The 25,857-nt window shown below is 70.2% G+C and carries 23 protein-coding genes and 1 pseudogene; 21 read left to right on the top strand and 3 right to left on the bottom strand.

The genetic code is table 11. The features are described 5' to 3' along the window. Positions 1–3: 3 nt before the first annotated feature. A complete protein-coding gene (locus tag M3Q35_RS26590; RefSeq protein WP_273935249.1) occupies positions 4–903 on the bottom strand; it encodes a carbohydrate ABC transporter permease in 900 nt (299 codons plus the stop codon). Positions 904–1,177: 274 nt separating this feature from the next. Here M3Q35_RS26590 and M3Q35_RS26585 point away from each other — a divergent pair, with 274 nt between their 5' ends. The 14 genes and pseudogenes from M3Q35_RS26585 (at position 1,178) to mutM (ending at position 16,270) form a co-directional block, all read left to right on the top strand. Then, positions 1,178–4,555 (top strand): pyruvate carboxylase, encoded by a 3,378-nt coding sequence (locus M3Q35_RS26585; protein ID WP_273935248.1) that lies wholly within the window; start codon positions 1,178–1,180, stop codon positions 4,553–4,555. 172 nt (positions 4,556–4,727) lie between these two features. Then, on the top strand, positions 4,728–5,609 hold the full coding sequence (locus tag M3Q35_RS26580) for an arginase family protein (protein WP_273935247.1): 882 nt from the start codon (positions 4,728–4,730) through the stop codon (positions 5,607–5,609). 102 nt (positions 5,610–5,711) lie between these two features. After that, on the top strand, positions 5,712–6,629 hold the full coding sequence (locus tag M3Q35_RS26575; protein ID WP_273935246.1) for a hypothetical protein: 918 nt from the start codon (positions 5,712–5,714) through the stop codon (positions 6,627–6,629). Further along, positions 6,626–8,326, top strand: a complete 1,701-nt coding sequence (locus M3Q35_RS26570) for a M16 family metallopeptidase (protein WP_273935245.1) — start codon at positions 6,626–6,628, stop codon at positions 8,324–8,326. The genes M3Q35_RS26575 and M3Q35_RS26570 overlap by 4 nt, the downstream gene beginning before the upstream one ends. Before the next feature lie 66 nt (positions 8,327–8,392). Beyond that, positions 8,393–9,325, top strand: coding sequence for a hypothetical protein (locus tag M3Q35_RS26565; RefSeq protein ID WP_273935244.1), 933 nt, complete (start codon positions 8,393–8,395; stop codon positions 9,323–9,325). Beyond that, on the top strand, positions 9,322–11,019 hold the full coding sequence (locus tag M3Q35_RS26560) for a M16 family metallopeptidase (RefSeq protein WP_273935242.1): 1,698 nt from the start codon (positions 9,322–9,324) through the stop codon (positions 11,017–11,019). The genes M3Q35_RS26565 and M3Q35_RS26560 overlap by 4 nt, the downstream gene beginning before the upstream one ends. Before the next feature lie 14 nt (positions 11,020–11,033). Continuing rightward, entirely contained in the window at positions 11,034–11,591 is a 558-nt protein-coding gene (gene rsmD / locus M3Q35_RS26555; RefSeq protein ID WP_273935241.1) for a 16S rRNA (guanine(966)-N(2))-methyltransferase RsmD, read from the top strand. Between the two features lie 29 nt (positions 11,592–11,620). Continuing rightward, positions 11,621–12,102, top strand: a pseudogene (gene coaD / locus M3Q35_RS26550) (pantetheine-phosphate adenylyltransferase). A 63-nt stretch (positions 12,103–12,165) separates the two neighbouring features. After that, positions 12,166–12,594, top strand: a complete 429-nt coding sequence (locus tag M3Q35_RS26545) for a guanyl-specific ribonuclease (RefSeq protein ID WP_273935240.1) — start codon at positions 12,166–12,168, stop codon at positions 12,592–12,594. A 119-nt stretch (positions 12,595–12,713) separates the two neighbouring features. Continuing rightward, entirely contained in the window at positions 12,714–13,442 is a 729-nt protein-coding gene (locus M3Q35_RS26540) for a DivIVA domain-containing protein (RefSeq protein WP_273935239.1), read from the top strand. Between the two features lie 333 nt (positions 13,443–13,775). Further along, entirely contained in the window at positions 13,776–14,357 is a 582-nt protein-coding gene (locus M3Q35_RS26535; protein ID WP_273944474.1) for a YceD family protein, read from the top strand. A 2-nt stretch (positions 14,358–14,359) separates the two neighbouring features. Beyond that, entirely contained in the window at positions 14,360–14,542 is a 183-nt protein-coding gene (gene rpmF, locus M3Q35_RS26530; RefSeq protein ID WP_184865833.1) for a 50S ribosomal protein L32, read from the top strand. A 31-nt stretch (positions 14,543–14,573) separates the two neighbouring features. Further along, entirely contained in the window at positions 14,574–15,314 is a 741-nt protein-coding gene (gene rnc / locus M3Q35_RS26525) for a ribonuclease III (protein ID WP_273935238.1), read from the top strand. An 89-nt stretch (positions 15,315–15,403) separates the two neighbouring features. Next, positions 15,404–16,270, top strand: coding sequence for a bifunctional DNA-formamidopyrimidine glycosylase/DNA-(apurinic or apyrimidinic site) lyase (gene mutM / locus M3Q35_RS26520; RefSeq protein WP_273935237.1), 867 nt, complete (start codon positions 15,404–15,406; stop codon positions 16,268–16,270). A 54-nt stretch (positions 16,271–16,324) separates the two neighbouring features. On the opposite strand, the gene M3Q35_RS26515 is transcribed toward mutM, so the two are convergent. Then, complete coding sequence (locus tag M3Q35_RS26515) at positions 16,325–16,921, bottom strand: hypothetical protein (RefSeq protein WP_273935236.1); 597 nt, start codon at positions 16,919–16,921, stop codon at positions 16,325–16,327. Positions 16,922–17,032: 111 nt separating this feature from the next. On the opposite strand from M3Q35_RS26515, the gene M3Q35_RS26510 reads away from it, so the two are divergent. Both M3Q35_RS26510 and M3Q35_RS26505 read left to right on the top strand, forming a co-directional pair. Next, positions 17,033–17,353 (top strand): PadR family transcriptional regulator, encoded by a 321-nt coding sequence (locus M3Q35_RS26510; RefSeq protein WP_273935234.1) that lies wholly within the window; start codon positions 17,033–17,035, stop codon positions 17,351–17,353. 5 nt (positions 17,354–17,358) lie between these two features. After that, positions 17,359–18,072 carry an HAAS signaling domain-containing protein gene (locus M3Q35_RS26505; protein ID WP_273935233.1) on the top strand — a complete coding sequence of 238 codons (714 nt, stop codon included), beginning with the start codon at positions 17,359–17,361 and terminating at the stop codon, positions 18,070–18,072. On the opposite strand, the gene M3Q35_RS26500 is transcribed toward M3Q35_RS26505, so the two are convergent. Continuing rightward, positions 18,063–18,512, bottom strand: a complete 450-nt coding sequence (locus M3Q35_RS26500) for a MarR family winged helix-turn-helix transcriptional regulator (RefSeq protein ID WP_273935232.1) — start codon at positions 18,510–18,512, stop codon at positions 18,063–18,065. The genes M3Q35_RS26505 and M3Q35_RS26500 overlap by 10 nt on opposite strands. 236 nt (positions 18,513–18,748) lie before the next feature. Here M3Q35_RS26500 and M3Q35_RS26495 point away from each other — a divergent pair, with 236 nt between their 5' ends. From M3Q35_RS26495 to kdpC, 5 genes are all read left to right on the top strand, one after another. Then, a complete protein-coding gene (locus M3Q35_RS26495) occupies positions 18,749–20,938 on the top strand; it encodes a helix-turn-helix transcriptional regulator (protein WP_273935231.1) in 2,190 nt (729 codons plus the stop codon). A 382-nt stretch (positions 20,939–21,320) separates the two neighbouring features. Further along, positions 21,321–21,422 (top strand): K(+)-transporting ATPase subunit F, encoded by a 102-nt coding sequence (kdpF, locus tag M3Q35_RS26490; protein WP_273935229.1) that lies wholly within the window; start codon positions 21,321–21,323, stop codon positions 21,420–21,422. A gap of 1 nt (position 21,423) precedes the next feature. Then, positions 21,424–23,085 carry a potassium-transporting ATPase subunit KdpA gene (gene kdpA / locus M3Q35_RS26485; RefSeq protein WP_273935228.1) on the top strand — a complete coding sequence of 554 codons (1,662 nt, stop codon included), beginning with the start codon at positions 21,424–21,426 and terminating at the stop codon, positions 23,083–23,085. Next, a complete protein-coding gene (gene kdpB, locus M3Q35_RS26480) occupies positions 23,082–25,193 on the top strand; it encodes a potassium-transporting ATPase subunit KdpB (protein ID WP_273935227.1) in 2,112 nt (703 codons plus the stop codon). Before kdpA ends, kdpB begins: the two co-directional genes overlap by 4 nt. 5 nt (positions 25,194–25,198) lie before the next feature. After that, on the top strand, positions 25,199–25,840 hold the full coding sequence (gene kdpC, locus M3Q35_RS26475) for a K(+)-transporting ATPase subunit C (RefSeq protein WP_273935225.1): 642 nt from the start codon (positions 25,199–25,201) through the stop codon (positions 25,838–25,840). The last annotated feature ends 17 nt before the right edge of the window (positions 25,841–25,857 follow it).

Genomic DNA, 25,857 nt, shown 5'->3' with positions numbered 1-25,857 from the left:
GGCTCACCGGTAGTGCACCCGCCTCTCGATGACGCCGAACTGCACGGCGGCCAGCAGCACGCCGACGATCAGCAGGACCAGGCCCTGCGCGCTGGCCAGGCCGTAGTTGCTGTTGTTGTTGTGGAACGCCTGGTTGAAGATCGAGTAGACCAGCGTGCTGGTCGCGCCGTTGGGCCCGCCGTCGGTCATCACCTGGGGCTGGCCCAGGCTCTGCAGCGCGGTCAGCGTGGTCGTGACGATCACGAAGAACAGGCTGGGCGAGATCATCGGCAGCACGATGCCGGTGAAGTGCCGCACGCCCGAGGCGCCGTCGATGCGGGCCGCCTCCAGCACCTGCTCGTCAAGGCCGGCCAGTCCGGCCGCCAGCACCAGCAGGTTGAAGCCGGACACCATCCACACCGTCACGCCGGCCACCGTGACCAGCGCCCAGCCGGAGTCGGTGGTCCAGCCCGGCGCGGCCACGCCGACCAGCTGGAGCAGCCAGTTCACCGGTGACATGGCCGGGTTGAGCATGAGCAGCCAGACCACCGACGCGGCCGAGGCCGAGTAGGCGAACGGCAGCGTGAACAGGGTGCGGAAGACCCGCATGCCGGGCAGCCGCTGGCTCAGCGGCACGGCCAAGGTCATCGGCAGCACGACACCGGCGACCACCACCATGAGGGTGAAGGCGGCGGTGCGGGCCAGCACCGCGCCGAAGTCCGGCGTGAACAGCTCCTCGAAGTGCTGGAAGCCGACGAAGCGGGTGGGGTTGCCGAGGATGTCGCTGCCCATGGTGGCCAGGTAGACCGCCTGGAACAGCGGGAAGATCACGAAGGCGCCGAGCCCGACGACCGCGGGCGCCAGGAACAACACGGTGAGCGCCAGCTCGCGCGGGTTCCAGCGGCTGATGACTGACTGTGACACAGACGCGGAGTCTGCGGCGGTCACTAGGCCGTTCGGGGGCTTGCGGTGAATTCCGCGTTGCCGACAGTCGACACGGAGCTGACGTCACGCTCGGTCGAGGGGTCATCACGGGACATTGGCGCAGGCTAAGCCAAGGGGCGTGACCTCGCTCACGGTCGGCCGGACCGTGTGTGTTCCGTTATGTCCATCACGCGGGATGGTTCTCCCACATGAATGGATGGCAACGGTAACGTGCCGGTCTGGACGATCCCCAGGAAAACGGGAGGAACGCCAGATGTTCACCAAGGTGCTCGTCGCCAACCGCGGCGAGATCGCCATCCGCGCCTTCCGCGCCGCCTACGAGCTGGGCGCCGGGACGGTCGCGGTGTTCCCGTACGAGGATCGCAACTCGCTGCACCGGCTGAAGGCCGACGAGGCGTACGAGATCGGCGAGCCGGGCCACCCGGTGCGGGCGTACCTGTCGGTCGACGAGGTCGTCGAGGCGGCCCGCAAGGCCGGCGCCGACGCCATCTATCCCGGTTACGGCTTCCTGTCGGAGAACCCGGAGCTGTCGGCGGCCTGCGCGGCGGCCGGCATCACCTTCGTCGGTCCGCCGACCGAGGTGCTGGAGCTGACCGGCAACAAGGCTCGGGCCATCGCCGCGGCCAAGGCGGCCGGCCTGCCGACGCTGAAGTCCTCCGAGCCGTCCAGCGATGTGGACGCGCTGCTGGCGGCGGCCGGCGAGGTCGGCTTCCCGATCTTCGTCAAGGCGGTGGCCGGCGGTGGCGGGCGCGGCATGCGGCGGGTCGAGGACCCGGCCGTGCTGCGCGAGTCGATCGAGGCGGCGATGCGCGAGGCCGAGTCGGCCTTCGGCGACCCGACCGTGTTCCTCGAGCAGGCGGTCGTGCGGCCGCGGCACATCGAGGTGCAGATCCTGGCCGACGGCGCCGGCAACGTGATCCACCTCTACGAGCGCGACTGCTCGGTGCAGCGGCGCCACCAGAAGGTGATCGAGCTGGCCCCGGCGCCCAACCTGGACCCGGCGATCCGGGACCGGATCTGCGCCGACGCGGTGGCCTTCGCCCGGCAGATCGGCTACCGCAACGCCGGCACCGTCGAGTTCCTGCTCGACGAGCGCGGCAACCACGTCTTCATCGAGATGAACCCGCGCATCCAGGTCGAGCACACGGTGACCGAGGAGGTCACCGACGTCGACCTGGTGCAGTCGCAGCTGCGCATCGCCGCCGGCGAGACGCTGGCCGACCTCGGCCTGAGCCAGGACGCGATCTACCTGCGCGGCAACGCCTTGCAGTGCCGGATCACCACCGAGGACCCGGTGAACGGCTTCCGTCCGGACACCGGCGTGATCAGCGCCTACCGCTCGCCCGGCGGCTCCGGCATCCGGCTGGACGGCGGCGCGATCGGCGCCGGCAGCACGGTCGGCGCGCACTTCGACTCGATGCTGGTCAAGCTGACCTGCCGCGGCCGCAACTTCGAGGCGGCGGTGGCCAGGGCCCGGCGCGCGGTGGCCGAGTTCCGTATCCGCGGCGTCTCCACGAACATCCCGTTCCTCCAGGCCGTGCTGGACGACGACGACTTCCGCAACGGCCGCGTGACCACGGCGTTCATCGAGGAGCGGCCGGAGCTGCTGACGGCTCGGCAGTCGGCCGACCGCGGCACCAAGCTGCTGACCTACCTGGCCGATGTCACGGTGAACAAGCCCAACGGCCCGCGGCCGCAGGTGATCGACCCGTGGGCCAAGCTGCCCAAGCTGAACCTGTCGACCGAGCCGCCGGCCGGCTCCAAGCAACGGCTGACCGAGCTGGGCCCGGAGGGCTTCGCCGCCTGGCTGCGCAACGAGCCGGGTGTGCTGGTCACCGACACGACCTTCCGTGACGCGCACCAGTCGCTGCTGGCCACCCGGGTCCGGACCAAGGACTTGTTGCAGGTCGCGCCGCACGTGGCCCGCATGACGCCGGAGCTGCTGTCGCTGGAGTGCTGGGGCGGCGCGACGTACGACGTGGCGTTGCGCTTCCTGGCCGAGGACCCGTGGGAGCGGCTGGCCGCGCTGCGCGAGTCCGTGCCGAACCTCTGTCTCCAGATGCTGCTGCGCGGCCGCAACACCGTCGGCTACACGCCCTACCCGGAAGCGGTGACCAGGGCGTTCGTCGAGGAGGCGACCGAGACCGGCATCGACATCTTCCGCATCTTCGACGCGCTCAACGACATCGAGCAGATGCGGCCGGCGATCGAGGCCGTGCGGGAGACCGGCAAGTCGATCGCCGAGGTGTCGCTCTGCTACACCGCCGACCTGTCCGACCCGGGGGAGCAGCTCTACACCCTGGACTACTACCTCAAGCTGGCCGAGCAGATCGTCGGGGCCGGCGCGCACGTGCTGGCGATCAAGGACATGGCCGGCCTGCTGCGCCCGCCGGCCGCCGCGCGCCTGGTCACGGCCCTGCGCAAGGAATTCGACCTGCCGGTCCACCTGCACACGCACGACACCGCGGGTGGGCAGCTGGCCACGTACCTGGCGGCGATCCAGGCCGGGGTGGACGCCATCGACGGCGCGACGGCGTCGATCGCCGGCACCACCTCGCAGCCTTCGCTGTCGGCCATCGTCGCCGCGACGGATCACTCCGCGCGTCCCACCGGTCTGAACCTTCAGGCGGTGTGCGACCTCGAGCCGTACTGGGAGGCCGTGCGCAAGGTGTACGCACCGTTCGAGGCGGGCCTGCCGTCGCCGACCGGCCGCGTCTACACCCACGAGATTCCCGGCGGGCAGCTGTCCAACCTGCGGCAGCAGGCCATCGCGCTCGGCCTCGGCGACCGGTTCGAGGACATCGAGGCCACCTACGCGGCGGCCGACCGGATGCTGGGCCGGCTGGTCAAGGTCACGCCGTCGTCCAAGGTGGTCGGCGACCTGGCGCTGCACCTGGTCGGCGCGGGTGTTGAGCCGGCCGAGTTCGAGGCCGACCCGGGCCGGTTCGACATCCCGGACTCGGTGATCGGCTTCCTGCACGGCGAGCTGGGCGACCCGCCCGGTGGCTGGCCGGAGCCGTTCCGCACCAAGGCGCTGTCCGGCCGGACCGCGCCGCGGAACGTGGCCGATCTGTCCGAGGAGGACGTGCAGGGCCTGGCCGACAACCGGCGGGGCACGCTGAACCGGTTGCTGTTCCCGGCCCCGACCAGGGAGTTCCTCACCCACCGGGACGCGTACGGGGACACCAGCGTGCTGCGCAGCAAGGACTGGCTGTACGGCCTGCGCCCGGGCGAGGAGTACTCGGTCGATCTCGGTCGCGGCGTACGGCTGTTGATCACGCTCGAGGCCATCGGCGAGGCCGACGAACGCGGCATGCGCACCGTGATGGCCGTCCTCAATGGACAGTTGCGGCCGATTCAGGTGCGGGACCGCTCGGTGGCGGCCGACGTGCCGGCGGCCGAGAAGGCCGACCGCGGCAACGGCAACCACGTCGCCGCGCCGTTCGCCGGTGTGGTCACCGTCGCCGTCGCCGAGGGCGACAGCGTGCAGGCCGGCCAGACCGTCGCGACGATCGAGGCGATGAAGATGGAGGCGGCGATCACCGCGCCCAAGGCCGGCACGGTCGGCCGGCTGGCCATTTCCCGTCAGCAGCAGGTGGAAGGCGGCGATCTGCTGATCGTGCTGTCCTGACATTGGTCTAGCTCTCTCGGTGCCCCCGGGGTCTTTACGGCCCGGGGGCACCGGTCTGTCTACTGTGGACGCAACTTTTACGGCGCGCTGCCGCTTCACCCGGTAGAGTGACGAGATGTTCCCCGTGTTGCCGTCTGGTGGCGCGATCTCGTTGGCTGGCAAGGTGTGATTCGTGCTGGAGTTGCAGTCCGTGGCCCAGCGTCAGGGCGCGGTCGTCCCCAAGTCCCCGTGGTTGCCCACTGCCTCGCTCGCGCTCGCCGACTTAGCCGGCCGGGTGCTCGGGCTGGACGTGCGCCGGGTGCCGGTGCGCGCCGGCACGTCAAAACTGGTGGGCGGCATCCACAATCGCGAAGTGCTGCTGGCCAACCGGGCCTTCCAGGCGCAGGCCTTACGTCAGGCGCAGGGGCCGGTGCTGACCATCGGCGGCGACTGTGGCGTGGAGACCGTGCCGCTCGGCTTCGCCCGGCAGCGCTACGGGCCGGCGCTCGGCGTGCTGTGGTTCGACGCCCACGGTGATCTCAACACTCCCGCGACCTCGCCTTCCGGTGCGTACCACGGAATGGCGTTACGCCACGCCTTCGGCGAAGGCGACCGCGACTTCGTGCTCGATAGTCCGATCGTGTCGCGGCGCGTCGTGCTCGCCGGCGCGCGGGCCCTCGATCCCGGCGAGCAGGCCATGGTCGACCGCGGGCTCGTGCGCCACGTGCCGATCGAGCGGGACTACGACGCCTCCTGGGTCGTCCATGCCGTCACCGCTTCCCGTGCGCCGCAGTTCTATCTGCACATCGATCTCGACGTGTTGGATCCCAGCGAGTTCTCCGACGTCACCTGCCCCGTTCCCGGCGGTCTGCTGATCAGCGAACTGGTCGACGCCATTCGGGCCGTTGCCGCCATTCGGCCGATCATCGGGGCCGGCATCACCGAATGCGCCACCGACAATCCCGACAAACTCCAGGTTCTGGCCCCGATCCTGCGTGCCGTCGGCGCCGCCCTGCACGCCCACTCCACCGCGCTGCCCGCCCAGCTCGCCGCCCCCCACCCGGTTCGCAGCTGACGTTCGGAAAGCCCCGTTCCTCTACTCCGAGTAGAGGAACGGCGCTTTCCGAACGGCGAAACCGGTGCCGTAGGCGAATGGGATTCATCTATCGTCCGGCGGGTGACGTCTCCGAGATTCGAGCTCACCGCGGCCTTTCCCGTGTATCTCCGGTTGGAGGCGGCACTCGCGGCCGGCGACTGGCCGGCCGTCGAGCAGTTCTTCGCCACCATCCCCGACGACGGGATGACGGTGGCGGTCCGGGTCGTGGCCAAGGTCAAAGGGGTCGAGGAGTTCCTGCGGCGGGTGCCGCCGTCGCGGCTGAGCCGGCTGCTGCTGGCGGCGCGGCACATCGTTCACGCCTGGGAGATCCGCAGCGACAAGCTGGCCAAGCACGTGTCGGCCGAGCAGTTCGCCGGCATGCACGAGCAGCTGCGCAGCGCCGAGGCGATCCTGATCGACCTCACCGCGGCCGATCCGTCCGATGTCCTGGCCTGGCGTGAGCGGATCACGGTGTGCCAGGGGCTGGGGCTCGGTCAGAGCGAGGCGCGGCGCCGCTATGACCGGTTGGCCCGGGCCGATCCGCACCATTTTTCGGGACAGTCCGCTTTGGCCCAGCAGCTTTGTCCGAAATGGGGCGGTTCCTGGGATTCACTGCACGGATTCGCGCGGGAATGCCTCGACGCCGCGCCGCCAGGGTCGTTGTGCGCGACCGTGGTCGCCGAGGCGCACCTGGAACACGCCCACAACATCAACGACAAGGACAAACGGCGGGAGTATCTGGCCGGCGTCGAGGCGGAACTGGACGCGGCGGCCCGCAAGTCCCTGTTCCATCCGGCGTTTCGCCCGGTTCCGGGCTGGGTGGAGGCGCACGGCGTGTTCGCGATCCTTTCCTCCTGGGCGGGCAATCCGCACAAAGCGGCCGTGCACTTCCGCGCACTGGGCGACCTGGCCAGTGATTATCCGTGGTCCTGGTGCTATAAGAACCCCGCGGCCGGATTCGAGGAGCTCAGATCCGCCGCTGTAGGGGGGAACGGATGATCAGTCTCACCGAGGTCGACGGCGTCAGAACGCTCGTCACGCCGCACACCGGGCCGACGCGGGCCGGGTTGGTGTTCCGCGTCGGCTTCGCCGACGAACCGCTGCCGCGCCGCGGCATCACACATCTGGTCGAGCACCTGGCGCTGCACCGCCACGGCGAGATCGACCATCAGGCCAACGCCGCCACGGCCGTCACCACCACGCATTTCTTCACCAGCGGCACCCCGGCTGACGTGGTCGCCTACCTCACCGCGGTCTGCGAGTCGCTGACCAACCTGCCGATGGAGCGATTACCGGTCGAGAAGTCCGTGCTGCGCACCGAAGAAGCCGGTCGTGGCGTCCCCTCGCTGCCGATCTGGCGCTACGGCGCGGTCGGCCACGGCACCGTCGGCTATCCCGAGTGGGGCCTGGACGCGCTCGGTCCTGACGACCTCCGGCACTGGGTCGGCACGCGGTTCACCCGCCAGAACGCGGTGCTGTGGATCGCCGGCGACCTGCCGGCGGGGTTGCGGCTGGCGCTGCCGTCCGGGCCGGTCAACCCGATGCCGCCGGTGACCTCGGCCCTGCCGACCACACCGGCCTTCTATGCCGAGTCCACCACCACCCTCGCGTACAGCGGCATCGTCGGCCGGGGACCGCGGGCCGCGCTGTTCGCCGACCTGCTGGACCGGGTGCTGTTCCAGGCGTTGCGGCGCGAAGACGGCAACTCCTACTCGCCGCACGCCGCGTATATGCCGCGGGACGCGCAGTTCGCGCAGATCATGGCCGTCGCCGACGCGTTGCCGGAGAAGCAGGCGGCGGTGCTGGGCGGCTTCGTGGACGTGCTCGCGGCGATGCGTGTCGGCCGGATCGACGAGGCCGACCTCGCAGCCGTTCGGACGAAGACGCTGGCGCGCCTCGACCAGCCCGACGCCGTCGCCAACTCCTTGCCGAGCGCCGCCGTCGACCTGCTGATCGGCCACCGGGCGCTGAGCGTCCCGCAGCTGCGCGCGGCCTACGCGGCGGTGACGGTCGACGACATGCGCTCGGTTGCCGTGGAGATGATCTCGACCGGGCTGCTTCAGGTGCCCAAGGGGCTCGGCGCCGAGTGGGCCGGGTTCACGCCGGCGCCGCTGTGGTCCGCCAAAGTGGTCCACGGCAACGCGCACGCGTCGTTGGAGCAGGAGGGACAGCAGCTGGTTCTCGGTGGCGAAGGCGTCAGCCTGGTCACTCCCAAGGGCGCGGTGACGGTGACGTTCCAGGAGTGCGTGGCGATGCGCTGCTGGCCCGACGGCGCGCGGCAGCTGGTCGGCGCGGACGGCACGGCCGTGACCATCGAGCCGGCGATGATCGACATGCCGCCGACCGCGATCGGGTGGCTCGACGCGCAGGTGCACCCGAGGGTGCGGATCACGATGCCGGCCCGGTCGCACGTCCCGCGTCCGTCGGCCAAGGTTGCGGCGGCCCCGGTCGGGATGCCCGTCCCGGCGCCGCCGCCGAAGAAGGCCGCGCCGAGGAAAGCCGGCCTGATCTTCCTCAGCATCGTGACGGGGTTCTTCACCCTGCTGGCGGTGGTCGGCACCCTGGCCTTTGTCAATGACGGCAACCACGTGCGGCTGCTGCCCGGGATGATCTTCGAGTGGGTGCTCGCGGCGGCCTGGGGCCTGTCGTTGGTACTGGTCCTCCGCAAGGGCAGGCGGGCGAAGGCGGTATCGTGAGAGCGATTCCACGGCACACCGGGACACCGCCACATAGATGAAGGGTTTTCATCTATTGTCTCGCTGGTGATCACGCCCCCGGCCCGCCGGTTCGATCAGGCGGCGGCCTTCCCTGAGCTGCTCGAGTTGCGCGAGTCGGTGCGCGCGGCCGACTGGACGGCCATCGAGCTGTTCTTCGCCGGCCTGCCCGACGTCGACATGACCGCGTTCGCGGCCCACGTCGTGGCCGAGGTGACCGGCGCGGAGGAGTTCCTGGCCGCGCTGCCGCCGTCGCCGCTGGCCCGGCGGCTGCTGGCCGCGCGGCTGATCTCCAAGGCGTGGGAGATCCGTTCGAGCAAGCGGGCCACCCACGTCCGGCGAGACCAGTTCATCGGCATGCGTGCGCAACTGCTCAAGGCGGAGCCGATCCTGTTGGAGCTGACGGCCGAGGACCCGGGCGATGTGGTGGCCTGGGTGTTCCGGCTGCGTAGCGCCCGTGGGCTGGAGGTCGGGCAGAGCGAGGCCCGCCGCCGCTACGACCGACTGGCGCGGTTCGCCCCGCACAGCTTCGCCGCGCAGAGCCAGTTGGTGCAGCAGCTGTGTCCGAAGTGGAGCGGCTCGTGGGAGGCGCTGCACACGTTCGCCCGTGAGTGCATGGACGCCGCGCCGCCCGGCTCGCTGAGCCCGACCACCGTCGGCGAGGCGCACGTGGAGCACTACTTCGAGCTCAACGGCGTTGAGGAATCGAGCTACCTGAAGAAGGTGGCCGTGCAGCGGGAGATCATCGCGGCGGCCGAGAGGTCCGTGCTGCACCCGAACTTCGTCGGCGGCTATCACTGGCCGACTGCCTACGGGGTGTTCGCCTACCTGTTCGGTCTGATGGGCGACCACGAGCGGGCCGCGGCCTGCTTCGCGCCGCTCGGCGACGAGGTGGCCGGCGAATACCCGTGGAAGCGGCTCACCAAGCCGGACGTGGCCTTCAACCAGTTGCGCGACAAAGCCCTCGGCGGTGTGAAGTGATCAAGGAGACCGAGGTCGGCGGCATCAGGACGCTCGTCGTCCCCAGCACCGGCCCGCTCGCGGCCGGCCTGGTGTTCCGGGTCGGCTGCGCCGACGAGCCGCTGTCCAGGCGCGGCATCACGCACCTGGTCGAGCACCTGGCGCTGCACCGGCACGGCCTGCTGGAGCACGACGCCAACGGGTCCACCGGCCTGACCACCACGCACTTCTTCACCAGCGGCAGCGACAAGGCCGTGACGACCTATCTGACCAGCGTCTGCGACTCGCTGCGCGATCTGCCGCTGGACCGGATCACCACGGAGAAGACGATCCTGCGCACCGAGGAGGCCGGCCGCCCGCACGACAGCCTGCTCGTCTGGCGCTACGGCGCCGTCGGCTTCGGCGCGGCGGGCTACCCGGAGTGGGGTCTGGAGGCGATCACCGACGACGACGTGCGCGACTGGGCGGCGACCCGGTTCACGCGGGAGAACGCGGTGCTGTGGATCGCCGGCGAGGTGCCGGAGGGGCTGAACCTGACCCTGCCGTCCGGATCTCCGCAGCCGTTGCCGGCGCTCACCTCCACGCTGCCGACGACGCCTTCGTACTTCGAGGAGGGCAACGGCAAGGTCAGTCTCACGGCGATCGTGGAGCGGTCGGCCCGGGCGTCGCTGTTCACGATGGTGTTGGAGCGGGCGCTGTTCCGGGCGTTGCGCACCGAGGACGGCAACTCCTACGCGGTCGTGGCGGCGTACGCGCCTCGTGACGGCGAGAGCGCGACGATCACCGCGATGGCCGACGCGCTGCCGGAGAAGCAGGACGCCGTCCTGGGCGGGCTGATCGACGTGCTGACCGCGCTGCGCGTCGGCCGTATCGACGCCGACGAGCTGGAAGCCGTGCGGGACAAGGCGACCACCTCGCTGGACCGGCCGGAAGCGGCCCGGGCGATGGTGTTCGCCGAGGCGATCGACGTCCTCTACGGCCGGCCGCGCTGCTCGCTCACGGACTTCCGGGCCGCGTTGGCGGCCGTGACCGTCGAGGACCTGCGCGAGGTGGCCGTGCAGGCCATGGGCTCGCTGTTGATGCAGGTGCCGCGGGGCAACCGCGTCGACTGGGCCGGTTTTGCCGAGGCCCCGATGTGGTCGGCCACGGCGACGACCGGCGGCGAGTTCCCTTCGTTGCAGAAGAAGGACCTCACGCTGGTTCTCGGCTACGACGGCGTCAGCATGGTGTCGCCGCACGGTGTGCTGACCGTGCTGTACGGCGACTGCGTGCTGATGCAGTGCTGGCCCGACGGCGCGCGGCGGCTGGTCGGCGCGGACGCGGTGAGCGTCAGCATCGAGCCGAACCTGTACGACGTGTCGGCCGAGACCATCGCCGGCATCGACGAACTGGTGCCCGACGAGGTCAAGGTGTGGCAGCCGGCCCGCGCGGCCGACCGCATCCCGCAGCGCCCCATGCCGCCCGCCCCGCCGGCTGCACCCGCACCGGCGACGCCGGTCGCGCGGTCGACCGGATGGAAGGTGGGCCTCGCCGTGTTCGCAGTGATCCCCGCGCTGTGCCTGCTGTTCGCGGCCGCCTCGACCGTATCCCTGGTGCAGTACCCGGACGACGCCAGCACGGGCACCTGGAAGCTCACCCTGCTGTTCTGGTGGCTCGGCGGGATCTTCGGCTTCATGGTCGTGCTCGCCCTGCGCGGGCAGCGCCGCAGGCGGTAGGCGACGATGACCCGGTGACCAGGATCGTGGCCGGGGCGGCCGGGGGACGTCGGCTGGAGGTGCCGCCCAGCGGCACCCGCCCGACCTCGGACCGCGTCCGGGAGGCACTGTTCAGCGCCCTGGAGGCGGCCGTCGGCCTGGATGGGCTGCGGGTACTCGACCTGTACGCCGGGTCGGGTGCGCTGGGGCTGGAGGCGTTGTCGCGCGGGGCCGTCCTGGCGACGTTCGTGGAGTCCGACCGGCGGGCCGGCGAGATCCTGCGCCGCAACGCCAAGGGCCTCGGCCTGCCGGGCGCGGACGTGCGACTCGGCACCGTGCAGTCGGTGCTGGCGACGACGCCGGGGGACCGCTACGACCTGATCTTCGTCGACCCGCCGTACGCGCTGGGGGAGCCGGAGCTGGCCGATGTGCTGGCCGCCCTGCGGTCGTGGGCGGCCGAGGACGCGACGCTCATCGTGGAGCGGTCCACCCGGAGCGAGGATCCGCGCTGGCCCGAGGGCATCGAGCCGACCCGCAGCCGCAAGTACGGGGAGACGACACTGCACTGGGCAGTGATCGCTGCCACGCGGTGAGCCGTCGGCATCCCTGTTACCGTCCGGCCATGCGGCGCGCGGTTTCCCCGGCTCCTACGACCCGGTGACCAACGGCCATCTGGACATCGTCACCCGGGCCGCCGAGGTCTTCGACGAGCTGGTCATCCTGGTCGGGATCAACAAGAGCAAGAAGACGCTGTTCACCGTGGACGAGCGGATGGACATGATCCGCGAGGTCACCGCCCACCTGCCCAACGTGCGGGTGGACAGCTGGCACGGGCTGACCGTGGACTACTGCCGGGCCAACGACGTCAAGGTGATCATCAAGGGCCTGCGGGCGATCAGCGACTTCGACTACGAGCTCCAGCAGGCGCAGATGAACCACCAGCTGTCCGAGGTGGAGACGCTGTTCATGCCGACCAACCCGCTGCACAGCTTCCTGTCCAGCTCGCTGGTCAAGGAGGTGGCCACCTATCAGGGCGACGTGGCCCACCTGCTGCCCGAGCTGGTGCACGAGCGGCTGCTGGCCCGGCTGGCCGAGCGGGCCTGACTGTCAACCGTTGGTTCAGGTTCACTCCTTCTGGTGATCACCTGATCGCGTTACGTTGCCGGGATGAGCTACCTCACGTCACGAGCCGTGAAGGCCCTGCTTGCTCTCGTCATCGCTGTCCTCGGCACGCTCGGTCTGGCCGAGGTCAGCGCCGCCGCGCCCGCCCACCCGGCGGCCGCGCAGGTGGCCTGCGGCAACACCAGCAGCTACAAGAAGGTCAACCTGTCCAGCCTGCCGGCGCAGGCCACGACCACGGTCAAGCTGATCAAACAGGGCGGGCCGTTCCCGTATCCCAAGAACGACGGCGTGGTCTTCCGCAACCAGGAGCACATCCTGCCGCTGTGCTCGGCCAGCTACTACCACGAGTACACGGTGCCGACCCCCGGCTCCTCCACCCGCGGCGCCCGCCGCATCATCACCGGCTCGGCCGGCGAGTACTTCTACACCGGCGACCACTACGCCACGTTCTCCCTGGTCAACATCAACAAGTGAGGCCTGCCGGCGCCCGGTCGTGAAGATCGGGCGCCGGACACGCCCCGATCTCCCGGCGCGACGCGGGTTCAGCGGGCAGACTGGAGAGTGCCAGCCGTATAAGCCAAGAGGAGTGCGACGTGTACCGGGTGTTCGAGGCCCTCGACGAACTCGTCACGATTGTCGAGGAAGCGCGCGGCGTGCCGATGACCTCCGGCTGTGTCGTGCCCCGTGGCGACCTGCTCGAGCTGCTCGACGACATCCGGGACGCCATTCCCCGCGAGCTGGACGACGCGCAGGACGTGCTCGACCACCGCGACAGCATGATCTCCAAGGCCCAGCACGAGAGCGAGACCGGCGTCGGCAAGGCCCGCGAGGAGTCCGAGCGGATGCTGGCCGAGGCCCGGGCCGAGGCCGACCGCATGGTGGCCGATGCCCGTGCGCATGCCGAGCGCCTGATCGCCGAGGCCGAGAACGAGGCCGAGCGGGTCGTCACCGCCGGCCGGCACGAGTACGAGGACCTGACCGGCCGGGCCCGGTCCGAGGCCGACCGCATGGTCCAGGCCGGCCGCGCCTCGTACGAGCGGGCCGTCGAGGACGGCCGCAACGAGCAGCACCGGCTGGTCCAGCAGACCGAGGTCGTGCAGGCTGCGCACGCCGAGTCGGCCCGGGTGCTCGACGCCGCCAGCGGCGAGGCCAACCGCCTGCGCGGGGAGTGCGACGCCTACGTGGACGCCAAGCTGGCCGACTTCGAGGACCTGCTGGCCCACACCCTGCGCACCGTCGGCAAGGGCCGGGCCAGCCTGCGGGCCCCGATGTCGAGCACCAGCGCCTCCTCCGGCGCGCCCTTTGACTACGCGCGGGATTAGCACCGTGTTCTTGGCGCCGCCTCCGGCGTCGCGGCTCGGCCCCTCGTGACCCCTGCTGTGCCTATGCCGCGCGTTCCGCGCGGGGCTCGGCCCCTCGTGACCCCTGCCTCGCCCTTGCCGGATTTTTCGAGGCCCGCATCGGGCCAGGTGGTGGGGCGTGTTGGGTGGCGGACCTCGAAAAATCCGGCAACCGGGCGAAGCAGGGGCGGGGCCTCGCGACTCCGGGTGGACAGATACACCCCCTCCGACGTGCTGATTTTCCTTCCGGCCACCTTCTTGAGTACTCTTGACCAGCTGGCCACGGTAAGTCACCCCACCAGCGACACAACCACCATGCCTAAGCAACGATCACACGCGCGCCCCCAGCAGACGGCCGGCCCATGGGTTATCGACACCAGGGACATCGGCCGTAGACCCGGCTCCAGCCGCAGCTACCACCGAGTGGCTCCGGCGCCGGAGGGTCTCGGCTTCCCGGATGTCATCGGGGTCGAGGTCGGCAGCGATGTCGTGCTGGACCTGCTGGTCGAGTCGGTAGTGGAGGGCGTCCTCGCCACCGGAACCGCCAAGGCGGCCACGGTCGGCGAGTGCTCGAGGTGTCTTGATCCGCTGACCGGCGAGGTCGAGGTCCGCTTCACCGAGCTGTTCGCGTATCCGGACAGCGCGACCGAGGCGACCACGGACGAAGACGAGATCTCCAGGCTCGTCGACGACCTCATCGACCTGGAGCCGGTGGTGCGCGACGCGGTCGTGCTCGCGCTGCCGCAGGTTCCGCTGTGCTCGCCGGACTGTCGTGGACTGTGCGCCGAGTGCGGCGTCAAGTGGGCCGAACTGGGCCCCGACCACGCGCATGAGACGATTGATCCTCGCTGGGCTGCTCTGCAGGAGAAGTTCGGCGGGACCGAGGAGGAGAGCTAGTCGTGGCCGTCCCGAAGCGGAAGATGTCCCGCTCCAACACCCGTACGCGCCGTTCGCAGTGGAAGGCCGTCGCCCCCAACCTGGTGGCCTGCTCCAACCGCGCCTGCCGCCAGCCCAAGCTGCCGCACATCGCGTGCCCGGCCTGCGGCCAGTACGACGGCCGCCAGGTCGTCCAGCCGGCCTGACCGCCGCCTCCCGGCGAGAAGGCTGAGCGCAGTGGGAGGTAAGGGATCCCGGGGTCCGGCACCGGATCGGACCCCGCTACTTGAGGCGCTCGGTGTCGAGTTGGACCCCGAGCTTCTCGTGTTGGCCCTCACTCACAGGTCCTACGCGTACGAGAACGGCGGTTTGCCGCCCAACGAGCGTCTCGAGTTCCTCGGCGACGCTGTTCTCGGGCTCGTGGTGACGGACCACTTGTACCGCAGACACCCCGACCTGCCCGAAGGGCAGTTGGCCAAGCTGCGGGCGAGTGTGGTGAACATGATGGCGCTGGCCGGCGTCGCTCGTGACCTCGGCGACGGCGGCCTCGGCGCGCACCTGCTGTTGGGGCGCGGCGAGGAGCTGACCGGCGGCCGTGACAAGGCGAGCATCCTGGCCGACGGTCTCGAGGCGATGATCGGCGCCGTCTATCTGGCCCATGGCATCGACGTGGCCCGGGGCCTGGTGCACCGGCTGTTCGATCCGCTGCTGGAGGCCGCGCCGCTCAAGGGCGCGGGCCTTGACTGGAAGACCAGTCTCCAGGAGCTGACCGCCGCCCAGGGCCTCGGCGTGCCCGAGTACCGGGTGGACGACGAGGGGCCGGACCATCGCAAGGAGTTCACCGCCACCGTCTATGTCGGCGGGCGGGGACTGGGCTCCGGCACCGGCAAGACCAAGAAGGAAGCGGAGCAGAAGGCGGCCGCGGCCGCTTACACCACGCTCAAGTCGGAGATCCCGCCGGCGGCCGACGCCGGCTGATCTTCGTGGGGACGTGGTGCCCGGAAGGGGGCATTCCAGGCGTAGCGCCGGGAATGCCCCCTTCTGGGTCTTCATAGGAGGGATGGGCAGTGCCGGAGTTGCCTGAGGTCGAGGTCGTTCGCCGGGGCTTGGACGCCCATGTGACCGGTCGCCGCATCACCGCCGTCGAGGTGCTCAACCTGCGCGCCGTGCGCCGGCACGTGCCCGGTCCGGTGGACTTCGCCGACCGGCTCTCCGGCCGGTCCATCGTGGCCGCCGGCCGCCGCGGCAAGTACCTGTGGCTGGAGCTGGACGACGCCGAGGCGATCATCGCCCACCTGGGTATGAGCGGTCAGATGCTCGTCCAACCCTCGGACGCGGCCGACGAGAAGCACCTTCGCGTCCGGGTCCGCTTCGACGATGGCGGCCCCGAGTTGCGTTTCGTCGACCAGCGCACCTTCGGTGGGCTGGCCCTCGCCGACCTCGTCGAGGTCGACGGCACCGCGCTGCCCGCCCCCGTCTCGCACATCGCCCGTGACCCCATGGATCCCGCCTTCGACCCCGACGCCGCCGTGGCAGCGTTGCGGCGCAAGCGAACCGGCGTGAAGCGGGCCCTGCTCGACCAGACCTTGGTGTCCGGCGTCGGCAACATCTACGCCGACGAGTCCTTGTGGCGCACCAAGCTCCATTGGGCCCGGCCCACCGAGAAACTGACCAGGGCTCAGGCCGGCGCGCTCCTCTCCGCCGCCACCGACGTCATGACCGAGGCCCTCGCCGCCGGCGGCACCTCCTTCGATGCCTTGTACGTCAACGTGAACGGCCAGTCCGGCTACTTCGACCGGGCGCTGGCGGTCTACGGCCAGGAGGGCAAGGCCTGCCGTCGCTGCGGCTCCGTCATCCGCCGCGACCCCTTCATGAACCGGTCGTCCTACTCCTGCCCCAAGTGCCAGCCCATGCCCAAGAACCCCCACGTGTAACCCTTTTTGTGGCACATGCGGTCCGGATGTGCCGAATAGAGGCAAGTATGACGCTCATGTGACATTGGGCCGGTCGGCAAGCCAGCGGGTGAAGTCCTCCGGCGTGCGGACGCCGTCGTCCAGCACCGAGCGGTAGATGGTGTAGCTGCGCACCGTCTTGCCGTAGTCGGGGTTGTCCGCCCAGGCCTGCTTGATCGCCAGAATCGCCCGCCGGGTCTCGGTCGTCAGGCGGGGCGGCAACGTCTTGATGTGCTCAAGGTCCGGCTGGCGCGCCGGCTCGTCCACGAACCAGATGTCGAAGTTCCACCGCTGTCCCTCCGCCGACCCGTAGCCCAGGCCCAGGTACAGCCCGTCCGGATACTGCTCCGGCTCCACGTTCCAGCTGCCGGTGTCGTTGCGGAACTGCACCTTCCAGATCCGCTCGTGCCCCGCCAGCTCCGCCCCCAGCCGCGCCACCGCCCCCGCGTCCAGCTTCTGGCACGCCACCGTGATGTCCACGTCCCGGCGGACCATCAGCCCCAGCACCGAGCTCCCCGTGTGCACCGGCTCCCCGAGCCCCGCCAGCTTCGCGTCGATGTCCAGGTCCGTGCACACCGCGTGCGCCTCGATCTGGAGCTTTTCCTGCTGTACGAACAGGTCTTCAGTCATCACGGCCGGGAGTCTGCCAGCCGGCCGGATATGAGGAGTGCTTCCCACAACTACGACTTGCGTAGTAGTGCGCATTGCGGAATAGTGGGCGCAGCGCATCACCGGGAGGTTCGGTTGGACACCAGCCAGCTGCTCAAGGGCGTCCTGGACCTCGCGGTCCTGGCCGTGCTCCGGGAGGAGGACGGCTACGGTTACGACGTGTTGCGCCGGCTGCGCCAGAGCGGCCTGGACGAGGTGGCCGACGCCTCCGTGTACGGCACGCTGCGCCGGCTGTACAAGGCCGACCTGCTCACCTCCTACGTCGTGCCGAGCGAGGAGGGCCCGCACCGCAAGTACTACCGCGTCAGCGAGTCGGGGCGCGTTCGACTGGAGGAGTCGTGCAGGACGTGGCGGACGTTCGCGAAGACGATGGATCAACTACTGACCGCTTCCTGACGCGGATGCGGGCCGCCCTCGCCGACCTGCCGCCGGCCGAGGTGGACGAGCTGCTGGAGGACGCCGAGGAGTACGTCCGCGAGCTGGCCCGTGACCACGGCGAGGACCAGCTGGAACTGCGCCTCGGCAACCCCGAGGCGTACGCGGCGGAGCTGCGCTCGGCGGCGGGCTACCCGCCGCCGCCGGGGCCGGAGCAGCCGACGCAGCAGCTCAAGGCGGAGCGCAACGACGGCGTCGAGGTGCTGGCCCTGACGGGTCTGCTGATCACCACGGCCAGCGCGCTGCTGTTCGGGGTGTCGGTGCGCGAGTTCTACCGGGGCCTGCCGCTGTTCCTGCTGACGGGACTGATCGGCCTGGCCATCTCACTGCCGATCCTGGTCCGCGGCCGCGCCGGCGTGCACGCGGTCGCGGAGCTGCCGGTGGTCAAGGCGCTGACCCCGTACCTCACCCCGGACCGGTCCACCGTCACGGGCAAGGTGCTGGCCTACATCTACAGCCTGCAACCGGCCTGGTGGCTGCTGCGGGTGCTGCCGGTCATGACGTTCGGCCGCTACAACCTCTTCGGCATGGTCTTCCTGGTGCTGCCGGCCGCGCTGATCTCGATCATGGTCGGCTACTACAGCCGGGTCGACCGCCGCCTGCTGTGGCTGGTGGTCCCGGCCAACGCGGCGGTGGCCTCGGCCTTCGTGGGCGTGCTGGGCATCGGCTTCTACCTCTGATCGACGCGCTGGCCGGACAGCCGCTCCAGCAGCGGCGCGACGGCCAGCACCTGGGCGGCCTCCTCGGGCGTGAGCTCGGCCAGCCGGGCGGCGATGATCTCGGCGTCGCCGTGGGTCACGGAGATGATGGTCTCGCGGCCGGTCTCGGTCAGCGTCACCTGGATCGCCCGCCGGTCGTCCGGGTCGGGCTCACGCGCGACCAGGCCCATCGCCTCCAGGTGGCTGACCATGGTGGTCGCGGTCGGCTGCGAGCACGGCACCTGCGCGGCCAGCTCGCCGACCCGCATCGGCCCGCCCTGCAACAGCTGGGACAGCACGATCAACTGGGTCGGGTACAGCCCGTTGGCCGGCGCGGCCTGCCGCACGGTGCGCAACAACCGGTGCAGCGAGATGAGCAGCTGGAGCGACTGCTGCTGGCTGACCTCGAACTCAGTGGTCACGGCAGCCCTCCACGAACCGGTCACAGCGGACGGTCAGGATATCCCGCTGACCTGTGCCGCTGTCCGGACGCGCACCGCGCCGGGGAACGAACGGGAACGGTGACCCACCCAACCCCCGGCGAGTGGGCCACCGGTCATCCCCTCCCCTGTCACCCAGCGTGCCCGCCGGGCACCGGTTCCGGCATCCGCGCGATGGCGTAGGCGATGGCGTAGCCGGCGGGCTCTAGGGTGGGTCGATGACGGGAGGCACGCTACCCACGGAGATCAGCTCGTTCGTCGGACGGCGTGACGACCTGGCCGCGATGCGCCGCCGGCTGACCTCGGCGCACCTGCTGACCGTGACCGGTGTCGGCGGCGTCGGCAAGACCCGGGTGAGCCTACGGCTCGCGCACGAGCTGCGGCGGTCCTTCGCCGACGGCGCCTGGTGGGCCGACCTGTCCACGCTCAACCGCAACGCCGACGCGCAGCTGGTCTGCGAGACCATCGCCAAGGGCCTCGGCGTGCACGACCACTCCACCCGCACCACCACGGAAGTGCTGCTCGATCACGTCCGCGACCGGCGTTTACTGCTGGTGCTGGACAACTGTGAGCACCTCGTCGAGACGGTCGGCGGCATCGTGCGAGCGATGCTCACGGCCGCGGCCGACCTGCGGGTGATCGCCACCAGCCGGCAGCCGCTGGGCATCGCCGGCGAGCACGTGGTGGAGCTGCGCCCGCTCGACGCCGAGGCTGTCACCCTGCTGATCGACCGCGTGCAGGCGGCGCGGCCCGACTTCGTGCCGAGCGCCGGCGACCGGGACACCGCGCTGCGGCTGTGTCAGCGGCTGGAGGGTCTGCCGCTGGCCATCGAGCTGGCGGCCGCGCAGCTGCGGACCATCGGCATGGCCACCCTGCTCGAACGCCTCGACGACCGGTTTCGGCTGCTCACCGGCCTGACCGCGGCACTGGACTGGAGCTATCAGCTCTGCACCGAGCATCAGCGGCTGCTGTGGGCGCGGCTGTCGGTGTTCGCCGGCGATCTCGATCTGGCCGCCGCCGAGCACGTTTGCGCCGATGAACGGCTACCGCGCGAGGAAGTGCTGACGGCGTTGGCGGGGCTGGCCGAGCGGTCGCTGCTGACCAGCGAGCATCGCGGTGGCCGGGTCCGGTACCGGATGCTGGAGACGATCCGCGAGTACGGCGCCAGCCGCCTGGACGACCCGGAATCACTGCACCGTCGACACCGTGATTACTTCCAGCGCCTGGCCCACGATGCCGCCACCAGCTGGCTCGGCCCGGACGAGCTGCGCTGGCTGGAGCGGATCCGCAATGACCTGCCCAACGTGCTGGCCTCGGTGGACTGGAGTCTGCGCACGCCCGGCGAAGCCACTGCCGCGCTGGACATGGCGATCTCGCTGCTGCGCTCGCACTGCTGGTACGTGGTCGGCGGCCTGGCCGAGGGCCTGCGCTGGCTGCGTCTGGCGCTGGCCGGCGGCGAGCCGCTGCCGACGCCGCTGCGGGCCACCGGCCTGGCCTGGGCGACCATCATCGCCATCTTCCTCGGTGACCCGTCGCAGGCCCCGGAGCTGATCTCCGACACCGGCGACGACCTGGCCGACGCGACCACGTTGCTGGCCAAGGGAATCCGGGCCTGGATCGTGGAGATCGACCGGGACGCCGTGGTCCGGCACCTGACCGAGGCCCGCGCCCTGTTCGAGCGGGTCGGCGCGGCCGGCGACGTGTTCGCGGCCGACATGTGGCTGGCTCACAACAGCGGCGAGGACACGGCCGAGGCGGCCGGTCGCGAGCTGGTGGCCAGGGCCGAGCGGCTGCAGGCCGGTTACTCGCTGGCCAACGCCACCTGGGCGTACGGCACGGACTTCATCCGAACCGACCCGGAGCGGGCGATCACGCTGATCGAGGAGGCGCTGCGGCGCTTCCAGGCCATCGACGACATGTGGGGCTGCGGCTGGACGATGGAGACGCTGTCCTGGGCCTGCGCCGCCGCCGGCTACCACGATCGGGCGGCGCTGCTGCTGGGCGCGTCGGCCAAGCTGTGGTCGGACATCGGCCTGCGGCTGTACCGGCCGGGGCCGTTCGCGATGGGGCACGAGCAGGCCGCCGCCATGCTCCGGGCGGCGCTGGGCGAGCGGGCGTTCGATGCGGCCGTCGCCGAGGGGGCCGAGATGGGCTTCGGGCGGGCGGTGGCGATCGGGGCCCGGGCCGGGCACGCGATGCGGTCGGTGGCGCCGGCCGAGTCCGAGCTGACGGCCCGCGAGCGCGAGGTGGCCGAGCTGGTCGCGGCCGGGCTGACGAATCCTCAGATCGCGGCGAAGTTGTTCGTGGGCACCAGAACTGTGCAGACGCACCTGCGCAGCATCATGAACAAGCTGGGCGTCAACAACCGCACCCAGGTCGCCGCGCACATCACCCGCCAGGCCCGCTGACCGTTTACGCACAACTACACCGAGTCACGTTCTTGATGCAGGGAAGGACGCCTTACCTGCGTTGAACGCAGGTAAGGCGTCCTTCCCTGCATCGGCTGCGCGGGTTGGCGGTCACGCTGAGTTCCGCCGTCCCCTGATCGGGTGGGAGACGTGGCTCACCGCGCCGTCAATATCGCGTCAATGCGGCATATCGGCGCGTCAAGACGCCATCAGCCGCCGTCGCACCCGGTGGCCGCGGATGCAGGCTCATCTCGTTCGCGGTCGCCGTGGGGGTGACCGCTTCACGAGGGGAAAGGCGCGTCATGGCCGACCTGGCCTACGCCGTGCTGGTGATCGGCGTCTTCGGAGTGCTCGCGCTCATGCTGCGCGGAATGGAGCGGCTGTGAACGGGGCCGGTGCGGTGGCGAACGTCCTCGGCGGCGTGCTCGCCCTGCTGTTGCTCGTCTACCTGTTCGTCGCCCTGATCAAGCCGGAGAAGTTCTGACATGAACGACACTGTTGCCGGCCTGCTCCAGGTGGCCCTGCTGCTCGCCGCGCTCGCGGCGGTGTACAAGCCGCTCGGCGACTACATGGCCCGCGCCTACCTGAGCGCCAAGCACTGGCGGGTGGAACGCGCGCTGTACCGGGTGGTCCGCGTCGACGCGGAGTCCGACCAGCGCTGGGCCACCTACGCCTACGGCGTGCTCGGCTTCTCCTTCGCCTCCGTGGTCGTGCTGTACCTGTTGCAGCGCCTACAAACTGTGCTGCCGCTGGGCCTCGGCCGACCGGAGATCAATCCCGCGACCGCGTTCAACACCGCGATCAGCTTCGTCACCAACACCAACTGGCAGTCCTACGTGCCGGAGCAGGCCTACGGCCACCTGGTGCAGATGGCCGGCCTGACCGTGCAAAACTTCGTGTCGGCGGCCATCGGCATGTGCGTCGCGGTGGCGCTGATCCGCGGCTTCATGCGAGCCGGCACCGACCGGATCGGCAACCTGTGGGTCGACCTGACCCGCACCGTGATCCGCATCCTGCTGCCGATCTCCTTCGTGTTCGCGATCGTGCTGATCGCCCTGGGTGTGGTGGACAGCCTGTCCGGCGGCATCGCCGTGACCACAGTGGACGGCGCACAGCACACCATCGCGCTGGCCCCGACGGCCAGCCAGGAGGCGATCAAGGAGCTGGGCACCAACGGCGGCGGCATCTTCAACGCCAACTCGGCCCACCCGTTCGAGAACCCCAACGCGTGGACCAACCTCGTCGAGATCTTCCTGCTGCTGGTGATCCCGGTCAGCCTGACCCGCACCTTCGGCGTGATGGTGGCCGACAAGAAGCAGGGCTACACCATCCTGTCGGTGATGGCCGTGCTGTGGGGCGGCATGCTCGCGGTGATCTGGTGGGCCGAGGCGCACCCGAACGGTCCGGCCGCGCTGCTGGCCGGCAGTGCCATGGAGGGCAAGGAAAGCCGGTTCGGCATCCCCGGCTCGGCGCTGTTCGCCAACTCGACCACGGGCACGTCCACCGGCGCGGTCAACGCCGCCCACGACAGCCTCAGCGGCCTCGGTGGTGGCGGCACGATGCTGAACATGCTGTTCAGCGAGATATCGCCGGGCGGCACCGGCACCGGCATCTACAGCATCCTGGTGTTCGCCATCGTCGCGGTGTTCCTCGCCGGCCTGATGGTCGGCCGCACGCCGGAGTACCTGGGCAAGAAGCTGGGGCGCAGGGAAGTCACCATGGCGTCCATCGCCATGCTGGCCATGCCGACCCTGGTCCTGGTGTTCGCCGGCATCGCCGCGGTGCTGCCCTCGACCGGCGCGGCCCTGACCAACCCAGGCGCGCACGGCCTGTCCGAGGTCCTCTACGCCTACGCGTCGGCGTCCAACAACAACGGCAGCGCCTTCGGCGGGCTGACGGTGACCAACGACTGGTTCGAGTCCACGCTGGGCGTGGCCATGGCGTTCGGCCGCTTCATTCCCATCCTGGCGGTGCTGTGCCTGGCCGGCGGACTCGCCGTGCAGAAGAAGGTGCCGCCGTCGGCCGGCACGCTGCCGACCAGTGGACCGCTGTTCGCGTCCATGGTCACCGGAACCGTTCTCCTCGTCGCCGCGCTGACCTTCGTCCCGGCGCTCGCTCTCGGTCCCATCGCGGAGGCCATGTCATGACCACGACCACTGATTCCCAGCAGCGTTCGGTGGAGGAGGTGGACCGCCACCACGCCGAGAACGCGGGGCGCAAGCTCCAGGCCGGCGCCTTCAACCCGCGCCAGCTGCTCAGCTCGCTGCCCGACGCGCTGCGCAAGCTCAACCCGCGGCACCAGATGAAGAACCCGGTCATGTTCGTGGTCTGGATCGGGTCGGCGCTGTCCACGGTGTTCGCCGTCACCAACCCGACCGTGTTCTCCGTCGTGGCCACGATCTGGCTGTGGTTCACGGTGTTGTTCGCCAACCTGGCCGAGGCGGTGGCCGAGGGCCGCGGCAAGGCGCAGGCGGAGTCGTTGCGCCGCACCAAGAAGGAGTCCATCGCGCGGCGGTTGCGGTCGGACGGTTCCGAGGAGCGCGTGCCCGGCACCGAGTTGACGATCGGCGACCTGGTTGTCGTCGAGGCCGGCGAGGTCATCCCGGGTGACGGCGACGTCGTCGAGGGCATCGCCACGGTCGACGAGTCGGCCATCACCGGCGAGTCGGCCCCGGTCATCCGCGAGTCCGGCGGCGACCGGTCCGCCGTCACCGGCGGCACCACCGTGCTGTCCGACCGGATCGTCGTCAAGATCACGACACGGCCCGGCGAGTCCTTCGTGGACCGGATGATCGCGTTGGTGGAAGGCGCTTCCCGACAGAAGACGCCGAACGAGATCGCGCTGACCATCCTGCTCGCCGTGCTGACCATCATCTTCCTGCTCGCGGTCGTCGCCTTGCAGCCGATGGCCATCTACTCCGGCAGCCCGCAGTCGGTGATCGTGCTGACCGCGTTGCTGGTCTGCCTGATTCCCACCACGATCGGCGCGCTGCTGTCGGCCATCGGCATCGCCGGCATGGACCGTTTGGTGCAGCGCAACGTGTTGGCCATGTCCGGACGGGCGGTCGAGGCCGCCGGTGACGTGGACACGCTGCTGCTGGACAAGACCGGCACCATCACCTTCGGCAACCGGCGGGCCACCGAGCTGATCCCGGTCGGCTCGTCCACAGTGGACGACCTGGCCACCGTTGCCCGGCTTTCGAGCCTCGCCGACGAGACGCCGGAAGGCCGCAGTATTGTCGAGTTCTGCGCCGCGCATCTCGGAATCCCGGCGCAGGTCAGCGCCACCGAGCTGGTCGGCGAGGTTCTCAACGTCGCGTTCACCGCTCAGACGCGGATGTCCGGTATGGACATCGGTGACCGCCAGATCCGCAAGGGCGCGACCAGCGCGGTGCGGGTCTGGGTCACAGAGAACGGCGGCGTTGTCCCGGAAGAAGTCACCGAAGCTGTGGACCGGATCTCCGGTGAGGGCGGCACGCCGCTGGTGTGCGCCGAGCTGTCCGGCGGCGTGGCCGCGGTGCGTGGCGTGATCCGACTGTCCGATGTGGTCAAGCCGGGCATGAAGGAGCGTTTCGACGAACTGCGGGCCATGGGCATCAAGACCGTGATGATCACGGGCGACAACCCGCTGACCGCGCGGGCCATCGCCGCCGAGGCCGGCGTGGACGACTTCCTGGCCGAGGCCAAGCCCGAGGACAAGATGGCCCTGATCCGCCAGGAGCAGGAGGGCGGCAAGCTGGTCGCGATGACCGGCGACGGCACCAACGACGCGCCCGCGCTGGCCCAGGCCGACGTCGGCGTGGCCATGAACACCGGCACGTCGGCCGCCAAGGAGGCCGGCAACATGGTCGACCTCGACTCGGACCCGACCAAGCTGATCGAGATCGTGGAGATCGGCAAGCAGCTGCTGATCACCCGGGGCGCGCTGACCACGTTCAGCATCGCCAACGACCTGGCCAAGTACTTCGCCATCCTGCCGGCCATGTTCGCCGCCATCTACCCGGGGCTCGGCCGGCTCAACGTGATGCACCTGGCCACGCCGACCTCGGCCATCCTGTCCGCGGTCATCTTCAACGCGCTGATCATCGTGCTGCTGATCCCGCTGGCCCTGCGGGGCGTGCGGTACCGGCCGTCCAGCGCGTCCAGCGTGCTGCGCCGCAATCTGCTGATCTACGGGGTCGGCGGCATCGTCACCCCGTTCGTCGGCATCTGGCTCATCGACCTCGTGATCCGTCTCATCCCTGGAATCGGGTGATCGTCGTGCGTTCAGGACTGGTCAAGCAGACCGTCGCCGGGCTCCGGATGGTGCTGCTGATGACGGTGCTGCTGGGGATCGCGTATCCCCTGGTGGTGTGGGGGATCGGGCAGGTCCCGGGGCTGTCGGCGCAGGCGAACGGCTCGATCGTGACGGTCGACGGCAAGCCGGTCGGGTCCTCGCTGATCGGGCTCAACCCGGTGGCCAAGGACCCGAACAGGGACCCGTACTTCCACACCCGGCCCTCGGCCACCGCGTCGGACTTCTCGGCCACCGACAACACCAAGCTCGGCCTGGCCGACAACGACGCCGCCACCTCGGCCCCGTCCAACCTGTCGGCCGACAACCCGGTGCTGGTGGCCCAGGTCAAGGCCCGCAAGGAGGCCGTCGCCGAACGTGAGGGCGTGTCGGTGGACCAGGTGCCGGCCGATGCCGTGACGGCGTCGGCCTCGGGCTTGGACCCGGCGATCAGCCCGGCCTACGCCCAGCTCCAGATCAACCGGGTGGCCCGGGTGACCGGGCTGTCCGTCGACCAGGTGGCGAAGATCGTGGCCGACAACACCAGCGGGCGGGGCGCCGGCTTCCTCGGCGAGCCGACGGTGAACGTGCTGGCGCTGAACCTGGCCGTCCAGGCAGCAGAGCACTGACAAGGGCAGACTGAGCG

The sequence above is a fragment of the Kutzneria chonburiensis genome, from assembly GCF_028622115.1.
Taxonomy (GTDB): domain Bacteria; phylum Actinomycetota; class Actinomycetes; order Mycobacteriales; family Pseudonocardiaceae; genus Kutzneria; species Kutzneria chonburiensis.
The sequence above is the reverse complement of the archived record's forward strand: the minus strand, read 5'-3'. Positions and strand labels throughout refer to the sequence as shown.